Here is a 23,966-nt window from a genome sequence, read left to right as displayed (position 1 = left end):
GTCTGAAATCGAACGGTTCGAACGCAAGCGGCTCACGCGCCGCCTGGCCGATATCTTCGACAGTTTGGTCGCGTAGCAGCGCGGTTCTAGCCGCGACAAGGCAGGGTAACCCATGTTCCGTACATTCGACAGACTGGAAGAAAGCCAGTTAAGAGAGATCAAAAAAATTCTCATCATCCAGCAAAAGCCCTTTGGGGATATTCTGCTGAACACGGGATACCTGCCCGAACTCAGGCGGCATTTTCCCGATGCACGCATCGATTATCTGATCCAGCGGCCCTATCTGACGGTTATGGAGGACAACCCCCACCTGGACAATCTGGTGATCATGGAAGCGCCGCGCGGCCGGGGGCTCGGGTACATCCTGCCACAGATAGCGGCAGCCGCAAGGGTCAGAAAAAACCGGTACGATCTCATTATCGATCAGTTGAGAGGCACCAGCTCGGCCCGGATCATCATTTTCAGCGGTGCCAGATACCGGCTGGGATATATTAAAAAAGGATGGAATTTTCTGTACAACGTCCAGATACCGCAAGCACGGGTGTGCTACCGTTCGATCTACAAATTCTATCTGCTGGCACCGCTTGGCATCGACCTCAGGGAACACAATTTAGAGTACAAGATCAGGCCCGCCTCTTTCGACTACATTCAGAAATGGCTCCAGGATGTCGGTCTCAACGGTGCGGATATCATCGCCATCAGTGCCGGATCGCCCGTCAAGGCCAAACGATGGAATCCGGGCAGCTTTGCCGCCCTGGGTGACATGATCCAGCGGCAGACGGACTTCAAAATCGTCCTGCCCTGGGCGCCGGGTGAAAAATCGTATGCCGAGGAGGTCGCCGGCCGCATGCAGACAAAAGCCCTCCTCTCGCCCCCCACATCCTTCAACGAAGCGGGCGCCCTGCTGAATTTCACCAAACTTTTGATATGCAACGACGGTGGACTGAATCACCTGGCCTTTTCTCAGAAAACCCCATCCGTATCCATTTTCGGGCCCAAATCGAACCCCCTGAAATGGTGCCCCTGGCACCGGCGGGAATATGTGTATTTGAAGGACATGGACAACAGGGACCTGGAGGACGACACCTTCAACATCACGCCGGATCAGGTTTTCGAGAAAGTGCAGGCGCTGTTGAAGGTGTTGGACGGCGGCAATTCATCCAGAATCGACAGCACCCGTTGACAGGCTTCTTCGGGCGTGATGCCGAAATGGTTTCCCGATCGCGCCCCTCTGTCCGCGTGGTGCAGGTGGTAATGGTATGGGAACCAGCCCTGCGGGGACCATTTCTCGGGCGGCGTGTTCCCGAAAATAGCCAGGGAGGGCACTCCCAAGGCAACCGACAGATGGTTGAGGCCGCCGTCGTTGCAGATCAGCAGACGGCAATGTTTTAAAAAGGCGGCCGCATGGTTGAAATCGACGGAGAGTGCCAGGTGGCGGGTGTGGCGGGATAGCGCCAGGACGGCCCTGGCATCGCCGTACTCTTTAGGCCCGCACAACAAGACCACCTGCATTTTCGTTGCCGTCACGAGCTTATCGGCGAGCGTGGAAAAGTTTTCAGCGAGCCATTTCTTCTTTTCTCTGGGACTGCCGGGCGAAATGACAATGAACCGATCCAAGCTTATCCCACGATGCTCCAGCCATGCTTTTGCATGCGCCATGGATTCCGGTTCGACGTGGTAGTAGAGCCGGTGGGGGCTTTCGCCGATGCCCAGCGGCTGAAGCATGTCGAAGTTCTGCGCCGAGCGGTATCTCACCGGACCCTGTTTTGCCTTCAGATTGTACAACCAGCGCCATTTGCTGTCCGCCCAGCCGAGCCGATAGGCGGCTTTGCTGAACAGCACCACCTGTCCGGATCCGGTGCCGTTCTGCTGGTCGACGATCAGGTCGTAGCACTGTTTTCGAATGTCACGAAACAGCCCGAGCCTGTCGATCAGATAACGCATTCCCGATGAGGGCTCGATCGCAATGACCTTGGAAATAAAAGGATTCCGGTGCAAGATCTCGTGAAAGGGCTTTTTGACCAAAAATTCGATGGCCGCCCCGGGAAACCTTTTTTTAAGCGCCTCCAGATACCCCGTGGCCAGTAACACGTCCCCAAATGGTCTGAATTGGATGACCAGTATTTTTTTTATCTTTCGATCATCGATAATGTCCGCCATTCCAGGCATATTCATGGCAACCCGTCTCGAAAGCTTCGTTTGTCTGCGTCCTTTCGGTTAGAGGGTGTCGGATGGGCTTTTGACAACAATTGACCTCATGCTTCCGGACCCTCTTTCCGGTTGTCCGCACCCACCGGCCGGGCAACCGTCCCGCTTTGGCGGTAGCGCTCGAAAGACAGATACAACCCCACTATCAAAAAAGCCAGGTCCGTGCGGGCAGTCGAGTGCACAAAATTGCCGAACTGCATGGTGACGTAGATAAAACCTATCGTCACCCCCAGAATAAAAAGCGATTTGTCACGATGCCGATATCGATAAAACCGCCAGGCATTGAAAAAAACGGCATTGAGCGCCAAAAACCCCAGAAAACCGGTTTCCGCCAGGGCATTCAGGCTCAGGTTGTGCGCGATGCTGTAATATTGAAATTTCTTGAATCTCAATTTGTCCCCGTTCTCCTCGTTATAGCGTCTGCAGGCCTCCTTGAAGGACGGGTATCCATGTCCGAACACAGGTTTTTCCCTGAAGAGCCCGATGGCGGTCTCCCAGGCATTGAACCTCCCCAGCATGCCGACGTTGAGGGCCATTTGCCTGGGGTGGTATCTTTCCGGGATGGGTATCACCGACAAAACGAGTGCCAGGGCAAGGGCCCCTACGATAACCACTTTGTATCGTCTGTACACCAGCAATAGAATCGTAACGATTGCCATGACCGTCAGGATCGTCTTTCTCTCCTTGATCAGAAAGAGCGAAGCAAAAATCGTCATCCAGCAGAAAACGGCCAGGAGGTACTTGACGTCGAAGGAGATTTTCCGCCGGACAAAAAAATAGGTACCCAGCACCAGAGAAATCCCCAGGTAGAACCCGGCCCGGTTCGTTCCACTGATGGTGAACCGGTACCGCCCCGCATCGAAAAGCGGCCGGCCGAAGATGGTGTCCCACCCCATCAGGTACCCCGCTATTCCAATGACGGAAAAAGCCGTCGCACAGATCAGGAGACAGGACAAAATGTTCTCCAGCTCGATCTCCGGGCATCTCATGATAACGTACTTCCCGAGGTAGAAGGGGAACAGCCAGTTGGCGATTTTTACGATCTCGTCCAGCGGAATACCGTTGATGGTATTGCTGACGGCTGCTGTCAGAACAAATGAAAAAATAGCGACGGAGACCGGGTCGATCAAAAATTTCGGCGACAGCTTTTTTTTGAACATCTGCCAGATGATGAGAAGAAAAAAAGGGATCCGCACAAGATCGATGTTTTTGTGCCTGAAAAAAAGGATGAAAAAAAACATGAAAAAATAGGCCTGAACGCCGTATACCCGCAGCCTGCCCACTATCTCCATGCGACACTCCCCTGTCTATGATTATCGTGTTTGTCAGAATACCGTTCCGCATGCCCTAAGCGGGTGGCGGGTTATTTTTTCAAATCACCCTATCAATCCAAGGCATAGCCTGTGTCCGCCGGATTGTTGATGAAAAAGTGCAGATTTTTAACAACATCGGACAGTGGAAACACCATCAATCCGGCAGGGCACTGCGACAGCCGTGCAGAATATTGACGATACGGTGCTTTGAAAAATAAACTTGCCACCTTCCAATCCAATGTTGAAACGGAACATATATATGGCAAATGCTCTAGAATTAACCCTGCCCTGCCAAGCGTCGACAGCTACATATTTTCTTTAACGGAAAAATACAAGTCAGAACTCGTGCCTGCCCGGCCGGGAATCCAAGGTTCCGATCCGGACCGACGATGTCAACCCAGAGGCTCCAGTCGCTGCCGGATGTACCGGTCAAAAGTGTCGTCCGGAAAATGGATTTCGACACCCACGGCCACCAGGTCCACGGGCCATTCCACACCGGGTGGAATTCTTGAAAGATCCTTTTCAGTCGTCACGATCAGCCCGGCACGGCTTTCGATGGCCGACTCGATAATCGTCTCGAGCTCCCTGGGAGCGTAGCGATGATGATCCTCAAAAAAAGAGGCTCCGCAAACCCGGTTGCCGGCCGCTTCCACCGTCCTGTAAAAGCGCGTGTTGTCGGCGATACCGGAAAAGAGATACCCGGATCGGCCCCTGAGAATCTGCAGGCTGCCGGATTCCTCTGCGGGCCGGATAGCCGACCCGGCATCCCTTTTTCCCGGAATGACATGGGCAATGAACGGTTGGTGACGACTCTGGAACACGGGCTTTCCCGGTGCGATACGCCCAACGGCATCGGCTTGCCGCGCCGTGTCCCCATCGGCCCTTGTCAACACGACCGCACTGCTGCGGTTCAACGCGGCCGTCTCTTCCCTGAGCGTGCCTCGCGGAAAAAGCCTTCCGTTTCCAAACGGTTTTTCAGCGTCCAGCAAAACAAGATCCAGATCCCGGTAGAGCCGGACATGCTGAAAAGCATCATCCAGCAGAATGACCTGAGGATTGAATAGCTCGATCGCCTTTTTGCCGACAGCGTGGCGGTCGCGACCCACCAGCACGGGGACGTTTTTCAAGCTCCCGGCCATCATAAAGGCTTCGTCGCCACATGCGGAAGCCTGCATCGACACGACCTTCCCGTCGCTCACCACCCCGCCCCGTTCCTGGGCCGTGCCCTTGTACCCCCTGTTGATGACGACGACCCGGTGTCCGTACGACCGCAATAGCCGGGCCAGATAGATGGTCATCGGTGTCTTGCCCGTCCCCCCCAGGGTGAGGTTACCGACGGAGATGACCATGCAGTCGAGGCGGCGTGTTTTGAGCCATGACTTTGCATAGGCCGACTTGCGCAGCTTAACCCCCGCCGCGTAAAGAAAAGCTACTGCCGACAGGGCGGATGGTATCCACGCAGGCCCCGCATCGGTTTCGCCCCGCATGATCGCTTCGATGTGTCTTTTTACGTTCATTCTCTTTTGCGGTTTCTTTCTAAAACTGCTTGTTTTACGCGTCCTGCCTGCGGCACCCTCCTACCCGGCACGAATCCTATTCGGCATACACTAAGATGAGAAAGCCGAGGATCATAAAAATGAAGTTGGCCACCCACGCCGCCACGAGGGGGGGCAGCATTTCGCCGTATCCCAGGGAGAGGCAGAAACTGTGCGCTACCCAGTAAAAAAATGCCAGGGCGATACCATACGTGACGTTGAAGAAAATGCCCTTTCCCGCCCCCTGGCGCACGGACAGCCCCATGCCGATCAGACACATGATGACACACACGAACGCGTACGACACTTTTGCATGCAGGTTCACCCGGTGCACGGTGGCATCGTAGCCCTCATCTTCCACCTTGCTTATATAGGCCGACAGCTCCTTATAACTCATTTCCTCCGGCTTCCTGACCACTTTGGCAAGGTCCTCGGGGGTAAAATCGAGCTGTCTGTTCATTTTTTCAACATAGGATATCTGGAACGTATCGGAGGGTTCACTCCCTGCCGGCCCGACCCGGATCTGTTCGATAAGCTTGTGAAGATGCCAACTGCCGTTTTCAAAGACGCCCTTTTCCGCATCGATCTTGCGTATCAGCCGGAAGCGGTCGTCAAAATAGTTCACGGACAGGCCGTAAGCACGCCTTTTAGCGGGATCGTAATAGGCGATATGGGTAATCCGGCGGCGGCCTTTGATCCAGATGTTTTTCTCCCTGGAGGAGATGAGGTTTTTTTTCTTCACTTCCTTGGTCCAGATGGTGTTGGCTTTGACCGTCGTGACCGGAACCACCTGGTCCGAGAAAAAAAACAATCCCGCGGTTGCGACCAGGCCTAAAACCAGCATGGGCTTCAATAAGCTGTAGAGACTCACGCCGCCGCTCCTCAAGGCCATCAACTCATTGTTTCTGTTCATCATGCTGAAAACAATGATAACGGAAAGCAACAAGCCCACGGGGACGATTTGCGCAGCGACAAAAGGTATGTTGAGGGCAAAAAAGGTGAGCGTCCGCAGGGCGGGCAGCCCGGCTTTCACGAAATTGTCCGATTTTTCGAAAAAATCGACAATCACGTAAATGCCGATGACCGCAACCAGCACGATGACAAACTGCTTGAGGACTTCACGGGTAAGATATCGTTGAATGATGGTCATGAACGCCGGCGCCTGCTTCTGAACAGTCTCTGGTAAATTTGGTGAATCCTTTCGGGCAATGCTTCGAACAACAGCGGACGGTCCCTGCCAGCCCTGTAGGTAAAAATCACGGCCAAAAATCCCATGATCACGTTGGGCGCCCACATCCCGATAAGGGGGGGGTATTTTCCCGATTCACCGAAGCCCCACCCGGCCGTCAGCAAAACGTAATAGATCAGAAAAAAGAACAAACCGACGATCAGCCCTGAAGAACGCTTGCGCACGGTGGCATGAAACCCCAGGGGAACCGCCAGAAGTCCCAGCACGACGCTGGCCAGGGGAACGGAAAATTTCTTGTGATAATCCATGAGGGTTTTATAATAGCCGCTGTCCCTCTTCGTTGACTGCTCGATGTAATTCTGCATTTCGGCAAGGCTCATCTCCGTCCTGCTCTTGCGCCTCTTTTTATTGCTCTCGAAGATCTCCTTGGCGTCCAGGCGGACATCATACGTGTCGAACCGAATGGTATTGACCTGCCTGCTCTCGATGTTCACCTGGTTGATGGTGCCGTCCCAGAGCCGCATCCTGAAAAACATATTTTCCGGGTCGCTGAACAATTTCCCGCGCGGCGCCACGATCGTGCTGACAACGTTCTCACTGCGTTTGTCCTCGATGAAAATATCGATGAGTTCCTTGCTGCCGGTATCGATTTTATTGACATACAGCATCACGTCGTTGAAGGTGTCGTTGAACGTTCTTTCCTTCAGGCCGATTTCGAAGCTCGAGGCGGCCACCCTGGCCGTCAGCGCCTTCAGGGAGCTGCTGCCCCATGGGATGCCGAAAATCGTCAAATACATGGTTACAAGCGCGCCGGTTGTGCAAAACAAGACGACCGGCGGAAAAAACTGGTAAATGCTCACACCGCTGGCCTTCAGGGCGACGATCTCGTTGTCGCCCGACATGCGCATAAGCGTTAAAAGCACGGCGATCATCACGGACATGGGAATGACGAACTGCAGAAAAAACGGCATGGAGAAAAACAGCATGCTCAGCACCGCGAGCATGCTAATCTCGTAGTTGACGATGTAATTGGTGATCTCGAGGATCCTGGTCATTAGAAAGATGAACAAGAGAAAACCGACGTTGATCAAAAAAGGCGGCAGCATCTCCTTGAGCAGGTAGCGGTTGATGATGGTGTTGATCCGCATAACGATTTGATATATATTTTTTTGAATTGAGGACTTTTTTGTCGAACCCACATTGATGGCGACATCCTATTGACCTTTCGGCATCAAGTCAATAGAACAGGTCGCATCGACGCTTCCAGAATCTTGGCTCCCGTGATACGAAACGGCCTGTCACTTGACCCGGCCGATATCGGGCTTCGATCTCTCTGTCGGTAGGATCGACATGTTGTGCCCGGAGGAGAAGAGATATGCCCGCTGCCCATGACAGCCTTAAAACCAGATTGCTGCTGACTTTTAACGCGAACAGATTTGCCTGGATCATGGCGATCGTTTTTATCTGCTTCGGAGTGATGGAAATCATCAACGGGCGCTTCTGGTTAAGCGACCTCGAGGTCGATTATAGGGCCGCAGCCAATCTGCTAAACGGACAAGCCGTGTACGGGCGGACCGGTGGGGCCGGTTCCGGACTTTTCAAATACTCTCCATTTACACTTTTATGCATTGCGCCTTACGCGCTCATGCCCTTTGGGGCAGTCAAAATTATCCATTTTTGTTTTGTCGGCGCGATGATCATCTGTTCCATGATCTACATGGAAAGGTTCATCTCTGAAACTTTCTTCGGCAACCAGAAATCCGCCGGCACCAAAATACTGTTTCTTTCGGTGTTGGTTGCCGGCATCCATTTGAACCGGGAACTCCACATTGGAAACTGGAATGTACACTTGCTGTTTCTCGCCGTTTTTGCACTGCATCTGATCACCGGGAAAAAAGAGTGGGCGGGCGGGGCCGTCCTGGCATGGGTCGTCCTGATGAAACCCCATTTTGTCATCCTGATACCGCTCCTCTTGATGAGAAAAAAAGGCAAGGCCCTGGCGGGGTTTTTTGTCGGTATTTTCGCCGGCCTCATCTTGCCATCCCTTTTTCTGGGAATCAGGCGAAACATCGAATTTCACGCGGCATGGGTCAACACGATGCTTACCCACAACACCTCTTTTTTTCGAGATGAAGGCTGCATTTATTCTCTCGGTTACAAATTCGGCTTAAAATATCTGTTTCCAGAGGCCGGCATCCTCTATGCGTCCGCCATGGTTGCTTGCGTGGCTTTCCTCGTTTTTATTCTGGTGACGAATGATCTGCGACGTGAACATTCCCGACAAGGGACGCAGGATGAGACCAAAAGCAATTTTGTATTTGAATACTTTTTGCTGCTGGCCATTCTGCCAAGCATCACCGTCACGGACACGGAACATTATCTGTGGTCGCTGCCGATCATTATTTTTATCATGACCTATTGGGTGTATGGAGCCAAAAAGCGAAACTGGCTCTTCTTTGCTACGATCGTGTCGTTTCTTTTATATGGTGGAAATATCTACGATCTGTTGGGTCGTGATTTGTCGAGGTATCTGGAGGAAGCCGGCATTTACGGCATGGGAAACATTCTGATCATACTGAGCTCCCTGGTTATTTTTAACAGGAGGCGAATATCTTGATGACAATGGCTGCAGCGTCGGAGCATCGCTATGTAAAAATGGCCTGGACGGTCGTCCTCGCCGGCCTTTTCCTGAGAGTGCTCTATTCCGGCACCTTTCTTCTGGTGCCGGACGAGGCCTATTATTGGCAGTGGAGCAGATACCTGGCCCTCGGCTACTATGATCACCCGCCCATGATCGCCTGGACCATCAAGCTGGCGACCATTTTTCTGGGGCAGACCGAAACGGCCGTCAGGCTCCCGACCAATCTCGCTTTAGCCGTCACATCGGCATACCTGGTGCTGACCGCCCGAAGGTGGTGCGGGGCCAAAGCCGCATGGTACACCGCGCTTATCTCCCAGTCATTACTCGGTTTCAATGCTGCCGGACTGCTGGCCACGCCTGACGGCCTGCAGATTTGCGGGTGGGCCGGCGCCTGCTACCATGTGGCGGCGGCTTATGAGACCGACAGGCCGCCACAGTGGCTGCTGGGAGGCGCCTGGTTCGGCTTTGGAATGCTCAGCAAATACACCATGGCCATGTTCCCCCCCCTGGCCTTTCTCTTTGGCATGCTGAACCCGTCGTTCCGCAAGCGCTTGACCGGGCCCTGGCCCTATGCCGGCATCGTGCTGGGACTCGTCCTTTTTCTCCCCGTTGTCTATTGGAATATCGAACATGGATGGAGCACCTTTCGACATGTCGCCCACAAGGGAGGCGCCGACAGCCAAGTCCTTTTCCAGTTGCGCTATCTGGGCGACTACATCGGATCGCAGGTGGGCCTCCTGACTCCCCTGGTCTTTTTGCTGTTGTTGACGACCTGGTTTACACCCCTGAAAAAAAGCACTGCCGGCGGGCACTGGCTGTTGACCTATCTGTTCTTCACATCTTTTCCCGTAGTGGCCGGCTTCGCTTTTTTAAGTCTGCACACCCGCGTGGAGGGCAACTGGCCCGCCTCAGGCTATTTAGGCGCCGCTGTCATCATGGCCCATGCGGTTACCGCCGGACGATCCAACGCGGCGCATTTCAGCAGGAAATTGTGGCCATGGGCCGTCACCAGCTCCTACGTGCTGACCTTCCTGGTGCTGCTGCACCTCCTGTGGCCCGTTTTGCCCATACCAATGCGTGTCGATCGGTTGTCTCAGGAAACCAGGGGGTGGGACATCCTTGGTGAAAAAGTATTCGACCTGCGGCAATCCATGCCGGACCCGGAGGAAACCTTCATCTTCGGCCTGAACTATCAGGATGCCAGCACGCTGGCTTTCTACACGCCCGGCAAACCGCGAACCGTCTCCATCAACCGGTGGAAACGTCCCAATGCCTATGATTTCTGGTGGAGCGACCGGGAGCTTATCGGCCGGGACGCAGTGGGTATCAGTGGCACTTCTCCCAAATATCTGAGACGACTCAAGCAGGTCTTCAACGTCGTGGCACCGCCCCAGAGGGTCTTGATCTATCGATCCGGGCATCCCCCCTCCATGGGAAGCGATGAACAGCCCCTGGCCGAATTCCTGGTTTACCGCGCCTTCGGCTTCAAAGGCGGCCAGCGCTGGGTGCCGCAAAACAGGGGAGATGTGCGCGCAGCGAAAAGCACCGTCCCCCTGACGGCCGGCGCCTCAAAAGATACATGCTATCCGGGAAGCGGCAGAATGAACCAACCACCTTCGGCTAAAGCCGAAGGCCTGGAGGGCCAGGGGCCAAGGGAAAAAACGCGCACAGCTGATAGCGTGATATGAGCTATGACCTGTCAGCTATGAACGCATTACGGTTGCTGTATGGATATCCCACCGGATCGGTAGAACCTTTTGAAGATTCCCCGCAGCAAGCTTAAGGGGAATCTTCACCGTAAGGAATTCTATTAATTATGATTCGCTCGCTTACCCTGCAGCAAGCTGCAGGGAATGCGCTCGCTATCTCGGTTCAATTCTTACCGGCTGAGCCGGTGGAAAATAAAGGACGTTATGATGAAAGCGTTGATTGTCATCCCCACTTACAACGAATTTCCAAACGTTGAAAAGGTCATCCGTAAAACGTTTTCCGAAACCACCGGCTTCAACCGGGTGCACATCCTCGTGGTGGACGACAATTCCCCGGATGGTACGGCCGGCAAGGTGCAGGATATGCAGACAACCGACTACGGTGCTGCCCTGTTTCTTCTCCGACGTACGGCCAAGTCGGGGCTGGGAACCGCCTACATCGACGGCTTCAACTGGGGGTTGGCAAGAGGATACGATATTTTTGTGGAGATGGACGCCGACCTGTCCCACCACCCGCGTTATCTTGCGGCGATGATAGAAAAGACAAAAAATGCCGATTTCATTGTCGGCTCGCGTTATGTGAAGGGCGGCGGTGTCACGGGATGGGGACCCAAGCGAAAACTCATCTCCTCCTTCGGATCCCTTTACGCCCGCACCATCCTCAACCTGCCCATCCGTGATCTCACCGGGGGGTTCAACGTTTGGAAGCGGGAGGTTCTCGAAAGCATCGGCCTAAAAAACATCCGCTCGGAAGGTTACGCCTTCCAGATAGAGCTCAAATATCGTGCCTTTGCCCATGGGTTCAGCTTGCTCGAGTATCCTATCATTTTTGAAGACCGGCGACAGGGGAAGTCCAAGATGTCCCGTAAAATCGTGCTGGAAGCCATTTTCAGGGTGTGGCAGCTGCGCTTCATGCGTTAACCGGCTAAAGCCGTTGGCTATTTTTTCCTCTCGCCCGCTTCGCTCGAGCTCACAGAGATCACTGAAATTTTATCAATACTTCTTAATTCCCTAACTTCTCAAGTCCAGCATCAGCGCCGTTGCCGCTGTACTGCATCTGGTAAAGCTTGTAAAAGGCCCCTTTCTGCGCCATAAGCTCGTCGTGGGTGCCCTGCTCCACGATCTCACCGCCCACCAGGACGATGATCCTGTTGGCAAAGGCAACGGTCGAAAGGCGGTGGGCGATCACGAAGGTGGTGCGCCCTTTCATCAGATTCTCGAGCGCTTTCTGCACTAGCGTTTCCGATTCCGCATCCAGCGCGGAGGTGGCCTCATCCAAAATCAGAATCGGCGCATCTTTTAAAAGCGCCCTGGCAATGCAGATCCTCTGTTTCTCTCCGCCTGATAACCGGCTGCCCAGTTCCCCGATCATGGTTTCAAATTTTTGGGGAAAACCCTGGATAAAATCATAGGCATAGGCGGCCCTGGCGACATTTTCGATCGCTTCCGCCGAGGCATCTCTACGGCCATAAGCGATATTGTTCCGCACCGTATCGTTGAAAAGGATGGGCTCCTGGGTCACGATGGCGATCCTTTGTCGCAGGTGCGCAAGGCTTAGGTCCCGGATATCCGTACCATCGATGCGTACGGCTCCCCGGGTAACGTCGTAGAAACGAGGTATCAGGTTGACCAGGGATGTTTTTCCCCCGCCGCTCATGCCGACCAAAGCCAGGATTTCGCCGGCGGCCACATTCAAATCGATGCCCTTGAGTACCGGATCCTCCTCATATTTGAACTGCACGTTTTCAAAGGTCACACGATGGGTGGCCGCCTTCAGTTCCTTGGGATGCACCGGTTCCTCGATGTCCGGCTCGAGCTCGATAATGTCGAACACCCGGTCGGCCGCCGCCATCCCTTCCTGAATAGTGGTGTTCACCTTGGCCAGTTTCTTTACAGGCCCGTACAGCAGGAGCACCGCCGTAAGAAATGAGAAGAACGTGCCGGGCGTGGAAGATCCGCTGATGACCTTGTATCCGCCGTACCAGATGACGCCCGCCCCTCCCAGGCCGCCGAAAAACTCCATGACCGGAGACGTCAGGGAGCGGTACTTAACGGACTTCATCTCTAATTTGAACAACTCCTTTGACTTATCGTGCAGGCGTTTCTTTTCGTAGGATTCCGCACCAAAAGCCTTTATGATCTTATTGCCGGCAAAGGTTTCGTGCAGGAACGACGTCATCTGCGCCATGGCCTCCTGCCGGCCGGTACTGACCCGCCGGATGCGACGCCCGAACTCCACGACGGGATAAAAGGCGACGGGCAGCACCACCATGGCCAGCAGGGCCAGCTTCCAATCCCGGTAAAAAATAACGCCGGTCAAACCAATCAGGGTAAATACGTCCCGCAGGGAACCGGTCACGGCAGTGGAAACCATGGTTTTAATGATGTTGACGTCGTTGGTGATCCTGGACATGAGCGTACCGGTTCTCTCCCGGTAGAAAAAAGCCAGGGACAGGTCCTGGATACGGTCGTACAGCTGGTTCCGCAGTTTGCGGATGATGTCATGCCCCACATAATTCATCAGGTACTCCTGTCCGTACATGACCATCGCCCTGATGATATAGAGCAGTATGACGACAAACGGAATCAGCTTCAGCATGCTTAAATCTTTTTTAATGAAGATATCGTCTATGACCGGCTTCATCAAAAAGGGAATCGCCGCTTCGGTTCCCGCCATGACAAGCATGCAGAGAACGGCCAGGGCCATTTTGATCCACCTGGCCTTCACCAGCGCTATCAGACGGTAGTGACGTTCCCGTAACCTTGGACGTTTTAGCGTAAACATAAATAATTTTCTCTAATACGACCCTTTATTTAGCATCCCCATGGCAATATCCGCCACCCTGGCGGAAGCCCCGGTCCCGCCGAGGCGTTCCCTGACCTCTTTCAAGCCGTCATGAATGGCGGTCATGGCTTCCGCATCCCCCAAAAGCCCCGTAACCACCCGGGCGATGTTTTCAGGGGATGCATCCCGCTGGATGAGCTCGGGAAGAACTTCCCGCCCCGCAATCAGGTTCGCCAGGCCGATGTACTTGACCTTGATGAGCGCCCGCCCCAGCCAATAACTGACCGGAGAGACCCGGTAGACAATGACGGCCGGTGTCCCCCAAATGGCCGCTTCCAGGGTGACCGTTCCCGACACGGCAATCACGAGGCGGCACGCCTTGAAGACTTCCCGCACGTGGTCTGAGCTTATGCGATAATCGACACCTTTGCCGTGCTCAGCAACGATGCCGTCCATGAGCGCTTTTTCCACCGAAGGCGCCCGGGAGATAACAAAACGCACCCCGCCGGTTGTGCGCTGGATATCCTTTGCCGCAGCCAGCATGGCCGGCAGGTTGCGCACGATTTCCTTGTCCCTGGAACCCGGCAAAATGCCGACGGCTTGATCCTTTACCGGTAGCGATTCAGGGGGTATTGCCGAAAATGGCGTGCCGTCGTCCAGAAGGGGATGCCCCACATAGGTAGCCGGCACGTCGTGCATTCGATAAAAATCCACCTCAAATGGCAGGATAACGGCCATGTGGTCGACCAAGCGCTTGATTTTCCTCACCCGGCCCTCCCGCCAGGCCCACAGCTGAGGACTGATGTAGTACAAAACGGGAACACCCAGTTTTTTGGCCCTGGCGGCAATATGCAGGTTGAAGTCCGGAAAGTCGATGAGGATCAATAGATCGGGCTCGAGAGAGTTGAGCAGTTGCTTGGCCCGGGAAATCCCTCGCAGCAGCGAACGGCCTTTGGAGAACACCTCGGTGATACCCACTACCGACAGCCGGGAGGCATCCACGATGATCCGGGCGCCGGCAGCCCTCATCGCCCGCCCGCCGATCCCGCAGAAAAAGGTGCCCGGCGCCTGGTTCTTCAACGCCTTGATCAGGTTGGCACCGTGAAGATCCCCCGATGCTTCTCCGGCAATGATCATGACGCATTTTCTATCTTGTTTCGATTCCATGGGATCAGAGGAAGGCAAGTTTGGAGCGCGTTTGTCGTATTTGAGACATGACATCCAGGGCTGTCTTAAGTGCATCCCGCCCCATTTGCCCCGTCACATACGGCTCCGTGCGGCTTCTCACCGAATTCACAAAAGATTTCAGTTCGTCGTCCAGCGCGTCACCCTTGGGGAAGGACCGGGTTTCGATTTCCATGCCGGGAATAAGCCCGTCGGTCTTGCCTGCATTTTTATGAACGATGGTGGCCTCATGATTTGCAAAATCGATGGAAATATAGGCATCCCGCTGGAAAATACGGAGCTTGCGCTCATCTTTCATGGAAACTCGGCTGGCCGTCACGTTGGCCACACAGCCGCTTTTGAACTCCAGCCGTGCGTTGGCAATATCCACATTCTCGGTTATTACCGGCATGCCGGCGGCACGGATGCCCTCCATCTCCGCTTTTACGAAATTCAGTATAATATCGATATCGTGAATCATAAGATCCAGCACCACGCTCACGTCCGTGGCCCGGGGTTTGAATATCCCCAAGCGGTGGGATTCGATGAACAGGGGGTTTTTAATGATGTCCTGGAGAGCCACCACCGCAGGGTTGTAGCGTTCGAGATGGCCGACCTGCACCAAAAGCCCCCGGGACTCCGAAATACGAATCAGTTCATCCGCCTCTTGGAGGGTCGTTGTAAAAGGCTTTTCCACCAACAGGTCGACATTGTGCAGCAAAAAGTCTTTGCTGACTTCAAAATGCGCCGATGTCGGCACGACCACGCTGACGGCGTCCACTCTGCCGAAAAGATCGGTGTAGTCCGCATAGGCCCTGGTATCGAGAGATGCGGCCACCCTTTCCGCCGCCGCCATATCGGTGTCCGCCACCCCGATGAGGTCCACATTTTCCATGTTGGCGTATTTCTGGGCATGAAATTTACCCAGATAGCCTGCGCCAACGACGGCCGCACGAATTTTCCTTTGTATCGGGTTCATAATTTTCCACATTCCGGATCGGTCACGGCTCCGTCATGGCCAAAATAGCGATCCCCTGTTCGTCGGCCAAGGCTATCATGGCCTCACGGTCGAATACAACGGCTTTGCCCGCCTCGATCGCCAAAACCCTGGCCCGGGCCTCCACCATCGTTCGAATGGTCTCCACGCCGGTGGCAGGGATGTCGAACCGCTCATCCTGAATAGGTTTGCAGACTTTCACCACCACCGCGTTGCCCTCGCCGAGCCCGCCCCCCCTTCTGATGGTGGCATCGGTACCGTCCACAGCTTCCACGGCCAGGATGCTTCCCCCGCCCACGACCACGCACTGACCGACGTCCAGGCGCCCGATCTCCTTGGCAATCTTCCACCCCAGTTTTATCTCGGCAGCCTCTTCCCGCGTCGGTTTGCGCCGCGTCCAGCAGCCTTCGGGCGCCAAAAGATCGGGCAGAAGAAAGGTTGACGGCCTGACGGTTATCCCGTTTTTCTCCAGCAGGCCGGCAAACGCCCTCAGGATGCCGTCGTCATGAGTGTGTCGTAATCCGGCAAGCAGGGAAACCGCCTTGATGTCGGGCTTTAAATTTTTGAAAAGCTTGGTTTTCTTGATGCCGCCCATCATGACGGCTTGCGTGACCTGGTGCTTTTTGAAATATTTGATCAGCCGGTTGACCTGTCCCAGGTAAAACCACTCGATCTCGTTCACATGGTCGGCCAGCGCCGGATCCGCTTCATGATGGTAAGCGGCGGCGTAAATGTCGAATCCCGCTTTTCTGGCCTTTCTGCAGAAAATGATGGGAAACTGCCCGCTACCGGCAATGAGTCCGATGCGCATGGGTTTTATCTGGTAATCCCGCGTTGGGAGGATTTGATGAATTCGATGAGGTGGACAACTTCAGGGACCTGCTCCACTTCCGCCGCCACCCTTTCTATGGCCTCGTTCAGCGTAAGCCCGATGCGGAAAACCAGGCGATAGGCTTTTTTCAGCATGCTCAGGGTATTTCTCGAAAACCCATGGCGCTTCAAACCGACGACATTCAGGCCGTGGAGCCTCGCCCGGTCCCCGGCCGCTATCATGTAGGGGGGGATGTCCTTGACCACGGCAGATTTGCCTCCGATGAACGCATAGTTGCCCACCCGTACGAACTGATGAATGGCCACCAGGCCGCCCACGGTGGCGTAGTCTCCGATGGTGATGTGCCCGCCCAGTGTGGCGTTGTTGGACAGGACGATGTTCCTGCCCAGTTTGCAGTCATGGGCAATGTGCGAATAGGCCATGATAAAATTTTCCTCGCCGATTTCGGTCACGCCGCCGCCATCCGAAGTCCCCCTGTGGATGGTGACGAATTCTCGAACGATATTGCCCCGTCCGATTTTGACCCAGGTCTTCTCGCCGGCATATTTCAGCGACTGCGGCGGTGCCCCGATGGCCGCATATTGAAAGATTTTGCAGTCGCTGCCGATATCCACAAAAGGTTCTATCACCACATGCGGCCCGACCCACGTATCGGAACCGATGGTCACGTTCTCACGTATAACGGAAAACGCTCCGATTTCCACATTCGCGCCCAGTTCAGCCTTCGGATGGACGATTGCCGTCTCGTGTATCATCTGTTTTCTCCGTATGCAGCCATCAGCTCCGCCTCCGCCACTTTTACCCCGTCCACGGTGGCGATTCCGGCCATGCGCACAACCTTGGCCCTTTTTTTCAATAGTGTCAATTCAAACACAAGCTGATCACCGGGCACCACCGGCTTGCGAAATCGCGCCTTGTCGATGCCCGTGAAAAACACAATGCGGCCTTTTTTGTTCTCTCCGAGGGATTCGTAGGCCAGCACCCCGCCCGCCTGTCCCATTGCCTCTAAAATAATCACCCCCGGCATCACCGGAATGCCCGGGAAGTGCCCCTGAAAAAAGGGCTCGTTAATGGTGACGTTTTTCAGTGCCCTGACCCTCTCTCCCGGAACGACTTCCTCAACCCGGTCGATGAGCAGAAACGGGTAGCGATGGGGCAGAAACTTCATTATTTCGTGAATATCGTAGACACGCATGATCGACTCCAGGCGTTTAGCGGACAAGGGACGCTATTGTTCATCCCCATCCTTGGATAATTTAAGTGCACGCATTTTTTTGTCCAACTCGGCCAGTTTCTTTTTCATGTCCGGCAAACGGTTCAACAGGCTGCTCTGCCGCAAGAACATCTTTATCGGTACGGCCGGGGCGCCCATAACCGTCTCGCCGGGGGCCACCGGTTTGGCAATCCCGGCTTTCGGGCCGATCACGGCATAGTCGCCAATGGTCAGGTGGCCGCTGATACCGGCCTGACCCGCCAAGACAGCGTGCCTGCCGATGGTGACGCTGCCGGATATGCCCGTGAGAGCGGCGATGACCGTGTTTTCCCCGACTTCGACATTGTGGGCAATCTGTATGAGGTTGTCCGTCTTGACGCCCTTGCGGATCCAGGTCCTGCCGAAGGTTGCCCTGTCAATGGCATTGTTGGCGCCGATTTCCACATCATCTTCGATCACAACGGTGCCGACATGGGGCACTTTATGATACGTCTCACCATCGGGCGCGAAGCCGAATCCGTCGCTGCCGACAACCGTTCCCGCTTGGATGAGGACCCGACTGCCGATGGTGCAACGTTCCATGACAGTTACGTTGGGTTTGATTTCGACATCATCCCCGATAGTGACATCATCGCCAATGAAAACGTGCGGATGAATTCTGACCCGGCTGCCCATTCTGACCCGGTCGCCGATACTGACAAAGGGCGCCACGTCGACGGCATCGCCAAAAACGACCGCTTTCCCCACCACGGATTGTTCGCTGACACGCGCCGACGGTTCAGGCCGGGGGTGAAACAGCGCGATGGCTTTGGCAAAGGCCACCCGCGGGTTCCGCGTCAGAATCAAGTCGCTTGCGTCGCTCCGGCAGTCGTCCGGAACGATGATGCAGCCGGCATCCGTTTCGCCGAGACGCTTGATGAATTTGGCCTCGGCCGCCAGGGTAATGTCTGTTCCGGCAGCCTCTTCAAACGGCGCCACGCCTGAAACCGGTTTGTTCGCATCACCGCGAACCTTGCCGCTTATCCTCTCCGCCACCTCTCCTACAGTAAAACGCATGATGGGTCCGACCTCTAACCGGCTACGGGTTCAATTGAAAGTCGAAGGAACCGCCCTTTTCCTTATAAACAGCGTCGTATTTCTGGATCAGTTCATCCGTGATGTCGATGGAATTCGGCGAGTAGACCACGACCGGATTGGTAATGATGAGCAGATATCCCTGCTCCTTGCCCATCGCCTGGGCGATCGACTCGAACTCCTTTTGGATCCTTTTTATGACCTGGCCTTCCATGACCTTGAGGTCCTTCTCAAATTTTTCTTTGAGCGCCTTGATGTCGTTGACCTTGATGCGGATTTCGCGCTGTCTTTCATCGCGCTTTTCCTTGCTCATGACCAGCGATTCACGTTCGAGGTCGGCCTGCAGCTTTTCAATCTCGCCTTTTTTATCATTCAGCAAGCCTTCCATTTCGCGCGCCTTCTTGTTGATTTCCGCTTTGGCACTCTTTCCGGCAGCCGATGTGTGCAGCACCTTCTGAATGTCCACAACGCCGATTTTGGCGACATCCGCCGCCATGCAGGGCGCGGCAACAAGGCACAGTGCCACGGTTATTGTCACAAGTAGCGATACAGCTGTTTTCATGTTTTTCACCTCTTTATTGCCCGCTTTTCGTTAACCCTTTCACCTGTTAAATGTTCTCTATCCTCTTACGGTCCCGGCGGCCATCCCTTTTCAGCTGCGCATGCCGCATCCATATCAGAAAACCGTTCCCATGGAAAACTCCCAGCGGCCCCGGGTTTCGCCTGGCTTCGGATCGAGGATGTAGCCGTATTCGAAACGGATGGGGCCCACGGGTGAATACCATCTGAAACCGCCGCCGCAACTCTCGCGCGTCGGTCCCAGATTGTCGATCTGGTCTTCACGGTACACCTGGCCCACATCCACGAAAAGGACCCCCACCACACCGGCTTCCGGCACCAGCGGTATCTGGTATTCCGCGTTGAACTGTACCATGTAATTGCCGCCGATTTCGTCCCCATTGTCGTCCACGGCGTAAATGTCGCGCCACTTGAAGCCGCGCACCGTATTCATGCCGCCCAGGTAGAACTTTTCGTAGTCGGGCAGAAATCCACCGGGGTTCTCGTGCACGTAGCCCAGTTCTCCGTGCAGCATAGCCACCGTCCCCTTGAACATCGGGAAGTACCATCCGGATTCGCCCAAGTACTTGGTGTAGGCGACGTCGCCCCCGATACCGGCGTACTCCATGGAAACGCTGTTCAGAGCGCCTTCGGTGGTATTGAAAATTTTATCCCTGGAGTCGTACTTCATGGTCACCTTGGTGCTGCTGGTGATGTTGGTGCCCCGCATCTCCTGTATGGAATTGGCCGCGTCCTCATCGATATTATATACCGTACTGACATCATAGGCGTATTGCCAGTAAAAGCGGGTGTAGTCCCAAGTGGGAAAGCTAAAACGTATCTTGCCGCCGGTGCTGTCCTTGTCATATGAGCTGTAATCCCGGGTCTGGTTGTACAGGTCGAAACCGGTCGACAGGTGCGTGTCCAGAAAATAGGGCTCGGTGAAACTGAGCACGTAGGTCTGGGAAACACCGCTGACCTGCCCCCTCAACTGCAAATCCTGTCCCCGGCCGAACAGGTTGCGCTGCTGCACCGATGCGGTCGCGTAGGCATATTCAACACTGCTGTAGCCGCCCCCCACACTGAAACTCCCGGTGGATTTTTCGGCGACATCGATTTTCAGCACCATCTTGTCGTCGCTGCTGCCCTCAGCCATGTCGACCTTGACATCCTCGAAAAAATCCAGGCGGTAAAGGTTCCGCATGCTTCTTTTCAGGCGGCTTCCGCTGAACAGCTCCTGTTCGTAAATTTGCAGTTCCCGGCGAATGACCTTGTCCCGGGTTTTATTGTTCCCGCCGATGACGATGGCCTCGAAATAGACCTGCTTGCCCTTTTTGATAACGAACTCGATATCTACTTTTAAGTTATCTAAATCCTTGTCGACCCGCGGGAAAATATCGGCATGGGCATACCCCTCGTCGGAATAGATGTCGGTGATGGCCACAACGTCGTTGCGAATCGTTTCCCGGCTGTAAAAGGTTTTCTGAGTGATCTGCAGCCGTTCCCGCAACTGGTCCTCGGGCAGAATCAGGTCTCCGGTAATACCGACATAGCCCACCTTGAAACGGGGACCCTCCGTAATCTTGAACTTTATATATATCATATCGTCCCTGAATTCAACCAGGGGCGCCCCCACCTTTGCCTCTATGTATCCGTTGTTGTGGTAAAAATTCGCCAGCAGCGTAACGTCCTGGCGCAAATCGTCCCGATTCAGTTCGCCCGATCTCGTGAGGAAGGACCAAAAACCCTTTTCATCTGTCTTGATAATCTTTTTCAGCTGTTTGTCCGTATAGACCGTATTGCCTTCGAAGCTGATCTCTTTGATCTTGACTTTTTTGCCTTCTTCGATGGTGAACAGCAGGTCTCCCTGATTGTTCTCCAGCTCTTCAACCGAGTAGGTTACCTTGACATTGTGGTAATTCTTTTCCTTGTAAAGGTTTTCGATCCGGATGATATTGTTTTGGATTTTGAATATATTGAGTATCGATCCCGACTTGATGTTCATGCTGTCCAGAATCTCTTCATCGTCATAGGCTCTATTGCCTTTGAACTTGATGCGTCTGATGGTCGGCTTTTCCTTTACCTTGAAAATGATGATTTTCCCATCCTTCCCATCCTCGTATTCGATACGGATATCCTCGAAGTATCCCATGGAATAGACGGATTTGAGATCATCTGAAAGGTCTTTGGGGACATATATATCACCGGGTTTCGTCCGGATGTAGCGCATGATCGCATCCTTTTCGATGCGCCGGTTTCCCTCGATGCGTATGGCCTCTATTTTTTCACTGCCGAAGAGGCTTACGGATATATCGCCGGCCAGTTTGCTGATGGCGGCAAGCAGATGATCGATGCCCTTTCCTTCGGCATAAAAGCTTTTCAATGCGGTCCCGCCGTCGAGCGTCAGCAGTTTGGCGTCGAGGCTGAACTGCTGGCCGACCCGGGTCAGGCTCCCCCAGATGACATTTTCAGCACCTGCCTTTTTCCCGATGCGCGCGGCCACGTCGGGATTTTCCCCTGCTTTCCTCCAGTTGGAGAGATCTCCGGCGTCGGGATCGAGGATGCGTGCGTTCTCCTCGCGCAGCTGCTTCTTGATAAGTTCGGGAATTTCATCTTCGAGATATGCCAGGTCTTCCTGGGCGTTGATGGCAAAAGGGAGCACGACCGCTTTCCTCGCTTCCCGTGCTTGAACGGAAAGCGGCAGGGCGAAAGCCGCCACCATGCAAAGGATCGGGAAAATGCGTTTTATCATCAGGCGGCTCACCCCTTGTCCACGAGTTGCCCGTCCACGATGGTGACGCAGCGGGACATATAGGCGGCAAGCTGCATATTGTGAGTGACCACAACCATCGTCATGGCGAGTTCCCGATTCAGCTGAAAGAGAAGATCGTGAACCTGCTCACTGTTCTTCTGATCCAGATTCCCGGTGGGCTCATCGGCCAGCAGCACACTCGGCTTTAGAACCAGCGCCCTGGCCAGGGCCACACGCTGTTGTTCCCCTCCGGACAGTTTCCCCACCCGGTGGGCAAGCCTTTCCTTGAGGCCGACCCTCACCAGGATGGATTCGGCAGCTACCGCTGCCGCTTTTTTGCTGATCCCCTTGATCAGGAGCGGCATCATGGCATTTTCCAATGCGCTGAATTCGGGTAACAGGTGGTGGAATTGAAACATGAACCCGATGGTTTCGTTTCTGAATGCGGCCAGTTTTGCGCTGCTGTAGCTGAAAACGTCCTCACCCTTGAACAGCACCTTGCCGCTGTCGGGGCGGTCCAGGGTCCCGAGAATATGCAACAGTGTCGACTTGCCGATCCCCGATGCGCCCACGATCGCCAGCGTTTCTCCGGCCGGGATGTCGAAATCGACGCCCTTGAGGATATCGATGGACACGTCATTGCTGGAAAAGCTCTTGAACAAGCCCCGCATCTGGATGAGCAGCCGTGCATCCGCCGATACGCGGGTTGTCGACGCTTTACTCTTATCGGACATTGAATGCAATCCCCTACCCATAGCGTATCGCCTCGACCGGATCGAGTCTGGAAGCCTGGCGTGCCGGGTAAAGCGTCGCAAGAAAGCAGATGGCCAGAGCGGCCAGAGCGATGACGACAACATCCGACACGTCGAGTTTCACCGGCAGCGTGGTCAGGTAATACACATCGCCGGGAAGTTCGATAAATTTGTACTTTTCCAGCAGGGCGCACAGGACAAACCCGATCCCCCCCCCCAGAAACGTTCCGATGGCGCCGATAAGCATACCCTCAAAAACGAATATCTTGCGAATGGCACCGTCGGTGGCCCCCATGGCCTTGAGGATGGCGATATCCTTGGTTTTTTCCATTACCATCATAATAAGGCTGCTGGCAATGTTGAATGCCGCCACCAGGATGATCAATGCCAGTATGATGAACATGACGGTCTTTTCCAGTTTCAAGGCCGAAAAGAGGTTCCGGTTCATTTGCATCCAGTCCCGGACCCAGTAGGGATAGCCGAGCACTTCCACGAGGCGTTCGGCAACCTCCCGGGCCTTGTAAATATCGGTCACCCTGGCCTCGATGCCGCTGATCGCCCCCTTCATTCTCAGGAGCTTCTGGGCAGCCTTCAACGTCACGTAAGCCATGGCGCCGTCATATTCGTACATCCCGGTTTCGAAATAGCCCTTGACAACGAATCGCCGCATCGTGGGAACATGGCCGATGGGGGATATCATCCCCTTGGTGGTGATCACCTGCACCATGTCTCCTTTCAGCACATGCAGGCTTCTGGCAAGCTCCTTGCCCAAAACGATGCCGGGAACGTGCATCTCCTGAGCTTCCTGCGTCGAGCCGGCTGGCTGATCCGACAGCGCTCCGATATCCACGCCTTTGAGAACGGTTGGGGCGCTCTTGGGGTCGATGCCCCTGAGTACGGATCCAGATACGCCATGGGAGGAACGCAGCATGACCTGGGAGTAGATAAAAGGCGTTACCGCTTCGATGCCCGCCACCTTCTCCATCCTCTCGATAACCGGCTGATAGTCTGAAAAGGTGCCGTGGCGCATCAGCACGAGGTGTGACTCCACACCCAGAATGCGGGACTTCATGTCGTCTTCAAAGCCGGACATGACGGCGATGACGACAATAAGGGCCATGACCCCCACCGTCACCCCGGCCACGGACAGAACGGTGATCATGGATATAAAGGACTGCTTCTGTTTGGCTTTCAGATAGCGCGTGCCGATAAAGTATTCAAAAGACATAAATTTTCATACTCTC

At 54.5% G+C, this 23,966-nt stretch carries 20 protein-coding genes; 4 read left to right on the top strand and 16 right to left on the bottom strand.

Features of this window, described 5'->3' with window-relative positions:
- Positions 1-112 precede the first annotated feature (112 nt).
- Positions 113-1,183, top strand: a complete 1,071-nt coding sequence (locus tag LJE94_17960) for a glycosyltransferase family 9 protein (GenBank protein ID MCG6911989.1) — start codon at positions 113-115, stop codon at positions 1,181-1,183.
- Here LJE94_17960 and LJE94_17955 read toward each other — a convergent pair.
- The 5 genes from LJE94_17955 to lptF form a co-directional block, all read right to left on the bottom strand.
- Positions 1,105-2,175 (bottom strand): glycosyltransferase family 9 protein, encoded by a 1,071-nt coding sequence (locus LJE94_17955; GenBank protein MCG6911988.1) that lies wholly within the window; start codon positions 2,173-2,175, stop codon positions 1,105-1,107. The two genes, LJE94_17960 and LJE94_17955, sit on opposite strands and share 79 nt — an antisense overlap.
- Before the next feature lie 80 nt (positions 2,176-2,255).
- Entirely contained in the window at positions 2,256-3,500 is a 1,245-nt protein-coding gene (locus LJE94_17950) for an O-antigen ligase family protein (GenBank protein MCG6911987.1), read from the bottom strand.
- A gap of 413 nt (positions 3,501-3,913) precedes the next feature.
- The gene (lpxK, locus tag LJE94_17945) at positions 3,914-5,038 is read right to left on the bottom strand and encodes a tetraacyldisaccharide 4'-kinase (GenBank protein ID MCG6911986.1); all 1,125 of its coding nucleotides are present in this window, start codon (positions 5,036-5,038) and stop codon (positions 3,914-3,916) included.
- A 76-nt stretch (positions 5,039-5,114) separates the two neighbouring features.
- Positions 5,115-6,206: an LPS export ABC transporter permease LptG gene (gene lptG, locus LJE94_17940; protein ID MCG6911985.1), complete on the bottom strand. Its 1,092-nt coding sequence runs from the start codon at positions 6,204-6,206 to the stop codon at positions 5,115-5,117.
- The gene (gene lptF / locus LJE94_17935; GenBank protein MCG6911984.1) at positions 6,203-7,393 is read right to left on the bottom strand and encodes an LPS export ABC transporter permease LptF; all 1,191 of its coding nucleotides are present in this window, start codon (positions 7,391-7,393) and stop codon (positions 6,203-6,205) included. The genes lptG and lptF overlap by 4 nt, the downstream gene beginning before the upstream one ends.
- 227 nt (positions 7,394-7,620) lie before the next feature.
- Between lptF and LJE94_17930 the strand changes: the two genes are divergently transcribed.
- The 3 genes from LJE94_17930 (at position 7,621) to LJE94_17920 (ending at position 11,516) form a co-directional block, all read left to right on the top strand.
- Positions 7,621-8,862, top strand: coding sequence for a DUF2029 domain-containing protein (locus LJE94_17930; protein ID MCG6911983.1), 1,242 nt, complete (start codon positions 7,621-7,623; stop codon positions 8,860-8,862).
- Complete coding sequence (locus LJE94_17925) at positions 8,862-10,574, top strand: glycosyltransferase family 39 protein (protein ID MCG6911982.1); 1,713 nt, start codon at positions 8,862-8,864, stop codon at positions 10,572-10,574. Before LJE94_17930 ends, LJE94_17925 begins: the two co-directional genes overlap by 1 nt.
- Before the next feature lie 228 nt (positions 10,575-10,802).
- Positions 10,803-11,516 (top strand): polyprenol monophosphomannose synthase, encoded by a 714-nt coding sequence (locus LJE94_17920; GenBank protein ID MCG6911981.1) that lies wholly within the window; start codon positions 10,803-10,805, stop codon positions 11,514-11,516.
- An 82-nt stretch (positions 11,517-11,598) separates the two neighbouring features.
- Here LJE94_17920 and LJE94_17915 read toward each other — a convergent pair whose 3' ends face one another.
- The 11 genes from LJE94_17915 to LJE94_17865 all read right to left on the bottom strand — a co-directional run bounded on the left by LJE94_17915 (position 11,599) and on the right by LJE94_17865 (position 23,950).
- The gene (locus LJE94_17915; protein MCG6911980.1) at positions 11,599-13,380 is read right to left on the bottom strand and encodes an ABC transporter ATP-binding protein/permease; all 1,782 of its coding nucleotides are present in this window, start codon (positions 13,378-13,380) and stop codon (positions 11,599-11,601) included.
- 12 nt (positions 13,381-13,392) lie between these two features.
- Positions 13,393-14,547 carry a lipid-A-disaccharide synthase gene (gene lpxB / locus LJE94_17910; GenBank protein MCG6911979.1) on the bottom strand — a complete coding sequence of 385 codons (1,155 nt, stop codon included), beginning with the start codon at positions 14,545-14,547 and terminating at the stop codon, positions 13,393-13,395.
- A gap of 4 nt (positions 14,548-14,551) precedes the next feature.
- Entirely contained in the window at positions 14,552-15,523 is a 972-nt protein-coding gene (locus tag LJE94_17905; protein ID MCG6911978.1) for a Gfo/Idh/MocA family oxidoreductase, read from the bottom strand.
- A gap of 22 nt (positions 15,524-15,545) precedes the next feature.
- On the bottom strand, positions 15,546-16,352 hold the full coding sequence (gene lpxI / locus LJE94_17900) for a UDP-2,3-diacylglucosamine diphosphatase LpxI (protein ID MCG6911977.1): 807 nt from the start codon (positions 16,350-16,352) through the stop codon (positions 15,546-15,548).
- Positions 16,353-16,357: 5 nt separating this feature from the next.
- Positions 16,358-17,128, bottom strand: coding sequence for an acyl-ACP--UDP-N-acetylglucosamine O-acyltransferase (lpxA, locus tag LJE94_17895; protein ID MCG6911976.1), 771 nt, complete (start codon positions 17,126-17,128; stop codon positions 16,358-16,360).
- A complete protein-coding gene (gene fabZ, locus LJE94_17890; protein ID MCG6911975.1) occupies positions 17,125-17,571 on the bottom strand; it encodes a 3-hydroxyacyl-ACP dehydratase FabZ in 447 nt (148 codons plus the stop codon). Before fabZ ends, lpxA begins: the two co-directional genes overlap by 4 nt.
- A 30-nt stretch (positions 17,572-17,601) precedes the next feature.
- A complete protein-coding gene (lpxD, locus tag LJE94_17885; GenBank protein ID MCG6911974.1) occupies positions 17,602-18,642 on the bottom strand; it encodes a UDP-3-O-(3-hydroxymyristoyl)glucosamine N-acyltransferase in 1,041 nt (346 codons plus the stop codon).
- A gap of 22 nt (positions 18,643-18,664) precedes the next feature.
- On the bottom strand, positions 18,665-19,222 hold the full coding sequence (locus LJE94_17880) for an OmpH family outer membrane protein (protein ID MCG6911973.1): 558 nt from the start codon (positions 19,220-19,222) through the stop codon (positions 18,665-18,667).
- A 114-nt stretch (positions 19,223-19,336) separates the two neighbouring features.
- Positions 19,337-21,970 carry an outer membrane protein assembly factor BamA gene (bamA, locus tag LJE94_17875; protein ID MCG6911972.1) on the bottom strand — a complete coding sequence of 878 codons (2,634 nt, stop codon included), beginning with the start codon at positions 21,968-21,970 and terminating at the stop codon, positions 19,337-19,339.
- Positions 21,971-21,978: 8 nt separating this feature from the next.
- Positions 21,979-22,704: an ABC transporter ATP-binding protein gene (locus tag LJE94_17870; protein MCG6911971.1), complete on the bottom strand. Its 726-nt coding sequence runs from the start codon at positions 22,702-22,704 to the stop codon at positions 21,979-21,981.
- 13 nt (positions 22,705-22,717) lie between these two features.
- On the bottom strand, positions 22,718-23,950 hold the full coding sequence (locus tag LJE94_17865; protein MCG6911970.1) for a lipoprotein-releasing ABC transporter permease subunit: 1,233 nt from the start codon (positions 23,948-23,950) through the stop codon (positions 22,718-22,720).
- Positions 23,951-23,966 lie beyond the last annotated feature (16 nt).

The organism is Deltaproteobacteria bacterium (assembly GCA_022340465.1).
Classification (GTDB): Bacteria; Desulfobacterota; Desulfobacteria; order Desulfobacterales; family B30-G6; genus JAJDNW01.
Note: the sequence above shows the minus strand (reverse complement) of the source record. Positions and strands in the feature narration are given on the sequence as shown.

What these genes read in the sequence shown, in the direction of transcription:
- LJE94_17960 (MCG6911989.1), top strand. Translation starts at nt 113, where the DNA reads ATGTTCCGTACATTCGACAGACTGGAAGAAAGCCAGTTAAGAGAGATC.
- LJE94_17955 (MCG6911988.1), bottom strand. Translation starts at nt 2,175, where the DNA reads ATGAATATGCCTGGAATGGCGGACATTATCGATGATCGAAAGATAAAA.
- LJE94_17950 (MCG6911987.1), bottom strand. Translation starts at nt 3,500, where the DNA reads ATGGAGATAGTGGGCAGGCTGCGGGTATACGGCGTTCAGGCCTATTTT.
- lpxK (MCG6911986.1), bottom strand. Translation starts at nt 5,038, where the DNA reads ATGAACGTAAAAAGACACATCGAAGCGATCATGCGGGGCGAAACCGAT.
- lptG (MCG6911985.1), bottom strand. Translation starts at nt 6,206, where the DNA reads ATGACCATCATTCAACGATATCTTACCCGTGAAGTCCTCAAGCAGTTT.
- lptF (MCG6911984.1), bottom strand. Translation starts at nt 7,393, where the DNA reads ATGCGGATCAACACCATCATCAACCGCTACCTGCTCAAGGAGATGCTG.
- LJE94_17930 (MCG6911983.1), top strand. Translation starts at nt 7,621, where the DNA reads ATGCCCGCTGCCCATGACAGCCTTAAAACCAGATTGCTGCTGACTTTT.
- LJE94_17925 (MCG6911982.1), top strand. Translation starts at nt 8,862, where the DNA reads ATGACAATGGCTGCAGCGTCGGAGCATCGCTATGTAAAAATGGCCTGG.
- LJE94_17920 (MCG6911981.1), top strand. Translation starts at nt 10,803, where the DNA reads ATGAAAGCGTTGATTGTCATCCCCACTTACAACGAATTTCCAAACGTT.
- LJE94_17915 (MCG6911980.1), bottom strand. Translation starts at nt 13,380, where the DNA reads ATGTTTACGCTAAAACGTCCAAGGTTACGGGAACGTCACTACCGTCTG.
- lpxB (MCG6911979.1), bottom strand. Translation starts at nt 14,547, where the DNA reads ATGGAATCGAAACAAGATAGAAAATGCGTCATGATCATTGCCGGAGAA.
- LJE94_17905 (MCG6911978.1), bottom strand. Translation starts at nt 15,523, where the DNA reads ATGAACCCGATACAAAGGAAAATTCGTGCGGCCGTCGTTGGCGCAGGC.
- lpxI (MCG6911977.1), bottom strand. Translation starts at nt 16,352, where the DNA reads ATGCGCATCGGACTCATTGCCGGTAGCGGGCAGTTTCCCATCATTTTC.
- lpxA (MCG6911976.1), bottom strand. Translation starts at nt 17,128, where the DNA reads ATGATACACGAGACGGCAATCGTCCATCCGAAGGCTGAACTGGGCGCG.
- lpxD (MCG6911974.1), bottom strand. Translation starts at nt 18,642, where the DNA reads ATGCGTTTTACTGTAGGAGAGGTGGCGGAGAGGATAAGCGGCAAGGTT.
- LJE94_17880 (MCG6911973.1), bottom strand. Translation starts at nt 19,222, where the DNA reads ATGAAAACAGCTGTATCGCTACTTGTGACAATAACCGTGGCACTGTGC.
- bamA (MCG6911972.1), bottom strand. Translation starts at nt 21,970, where the DNA reads ATGATAAAACGCATTTTCCCGATCCTTTGCATGGTGGCGGCTTTCGCC.
- LJE94_17870 (MCG6911971.1), bottom strand. Translation starts at nt 22,704, where the DNA reads ATGTCCGATAAGAGTAAAGCGTCGACAACCCGCGTATCGGCGGATGCA.
- LJE94_17865 (MCG6911970.1), bottom strand. Translation starts at nt 23,950, where the DNA reads ATGTCTTTTGAATACTTTATCGGCACGCGCTATCTGAAAGCCAAACAG.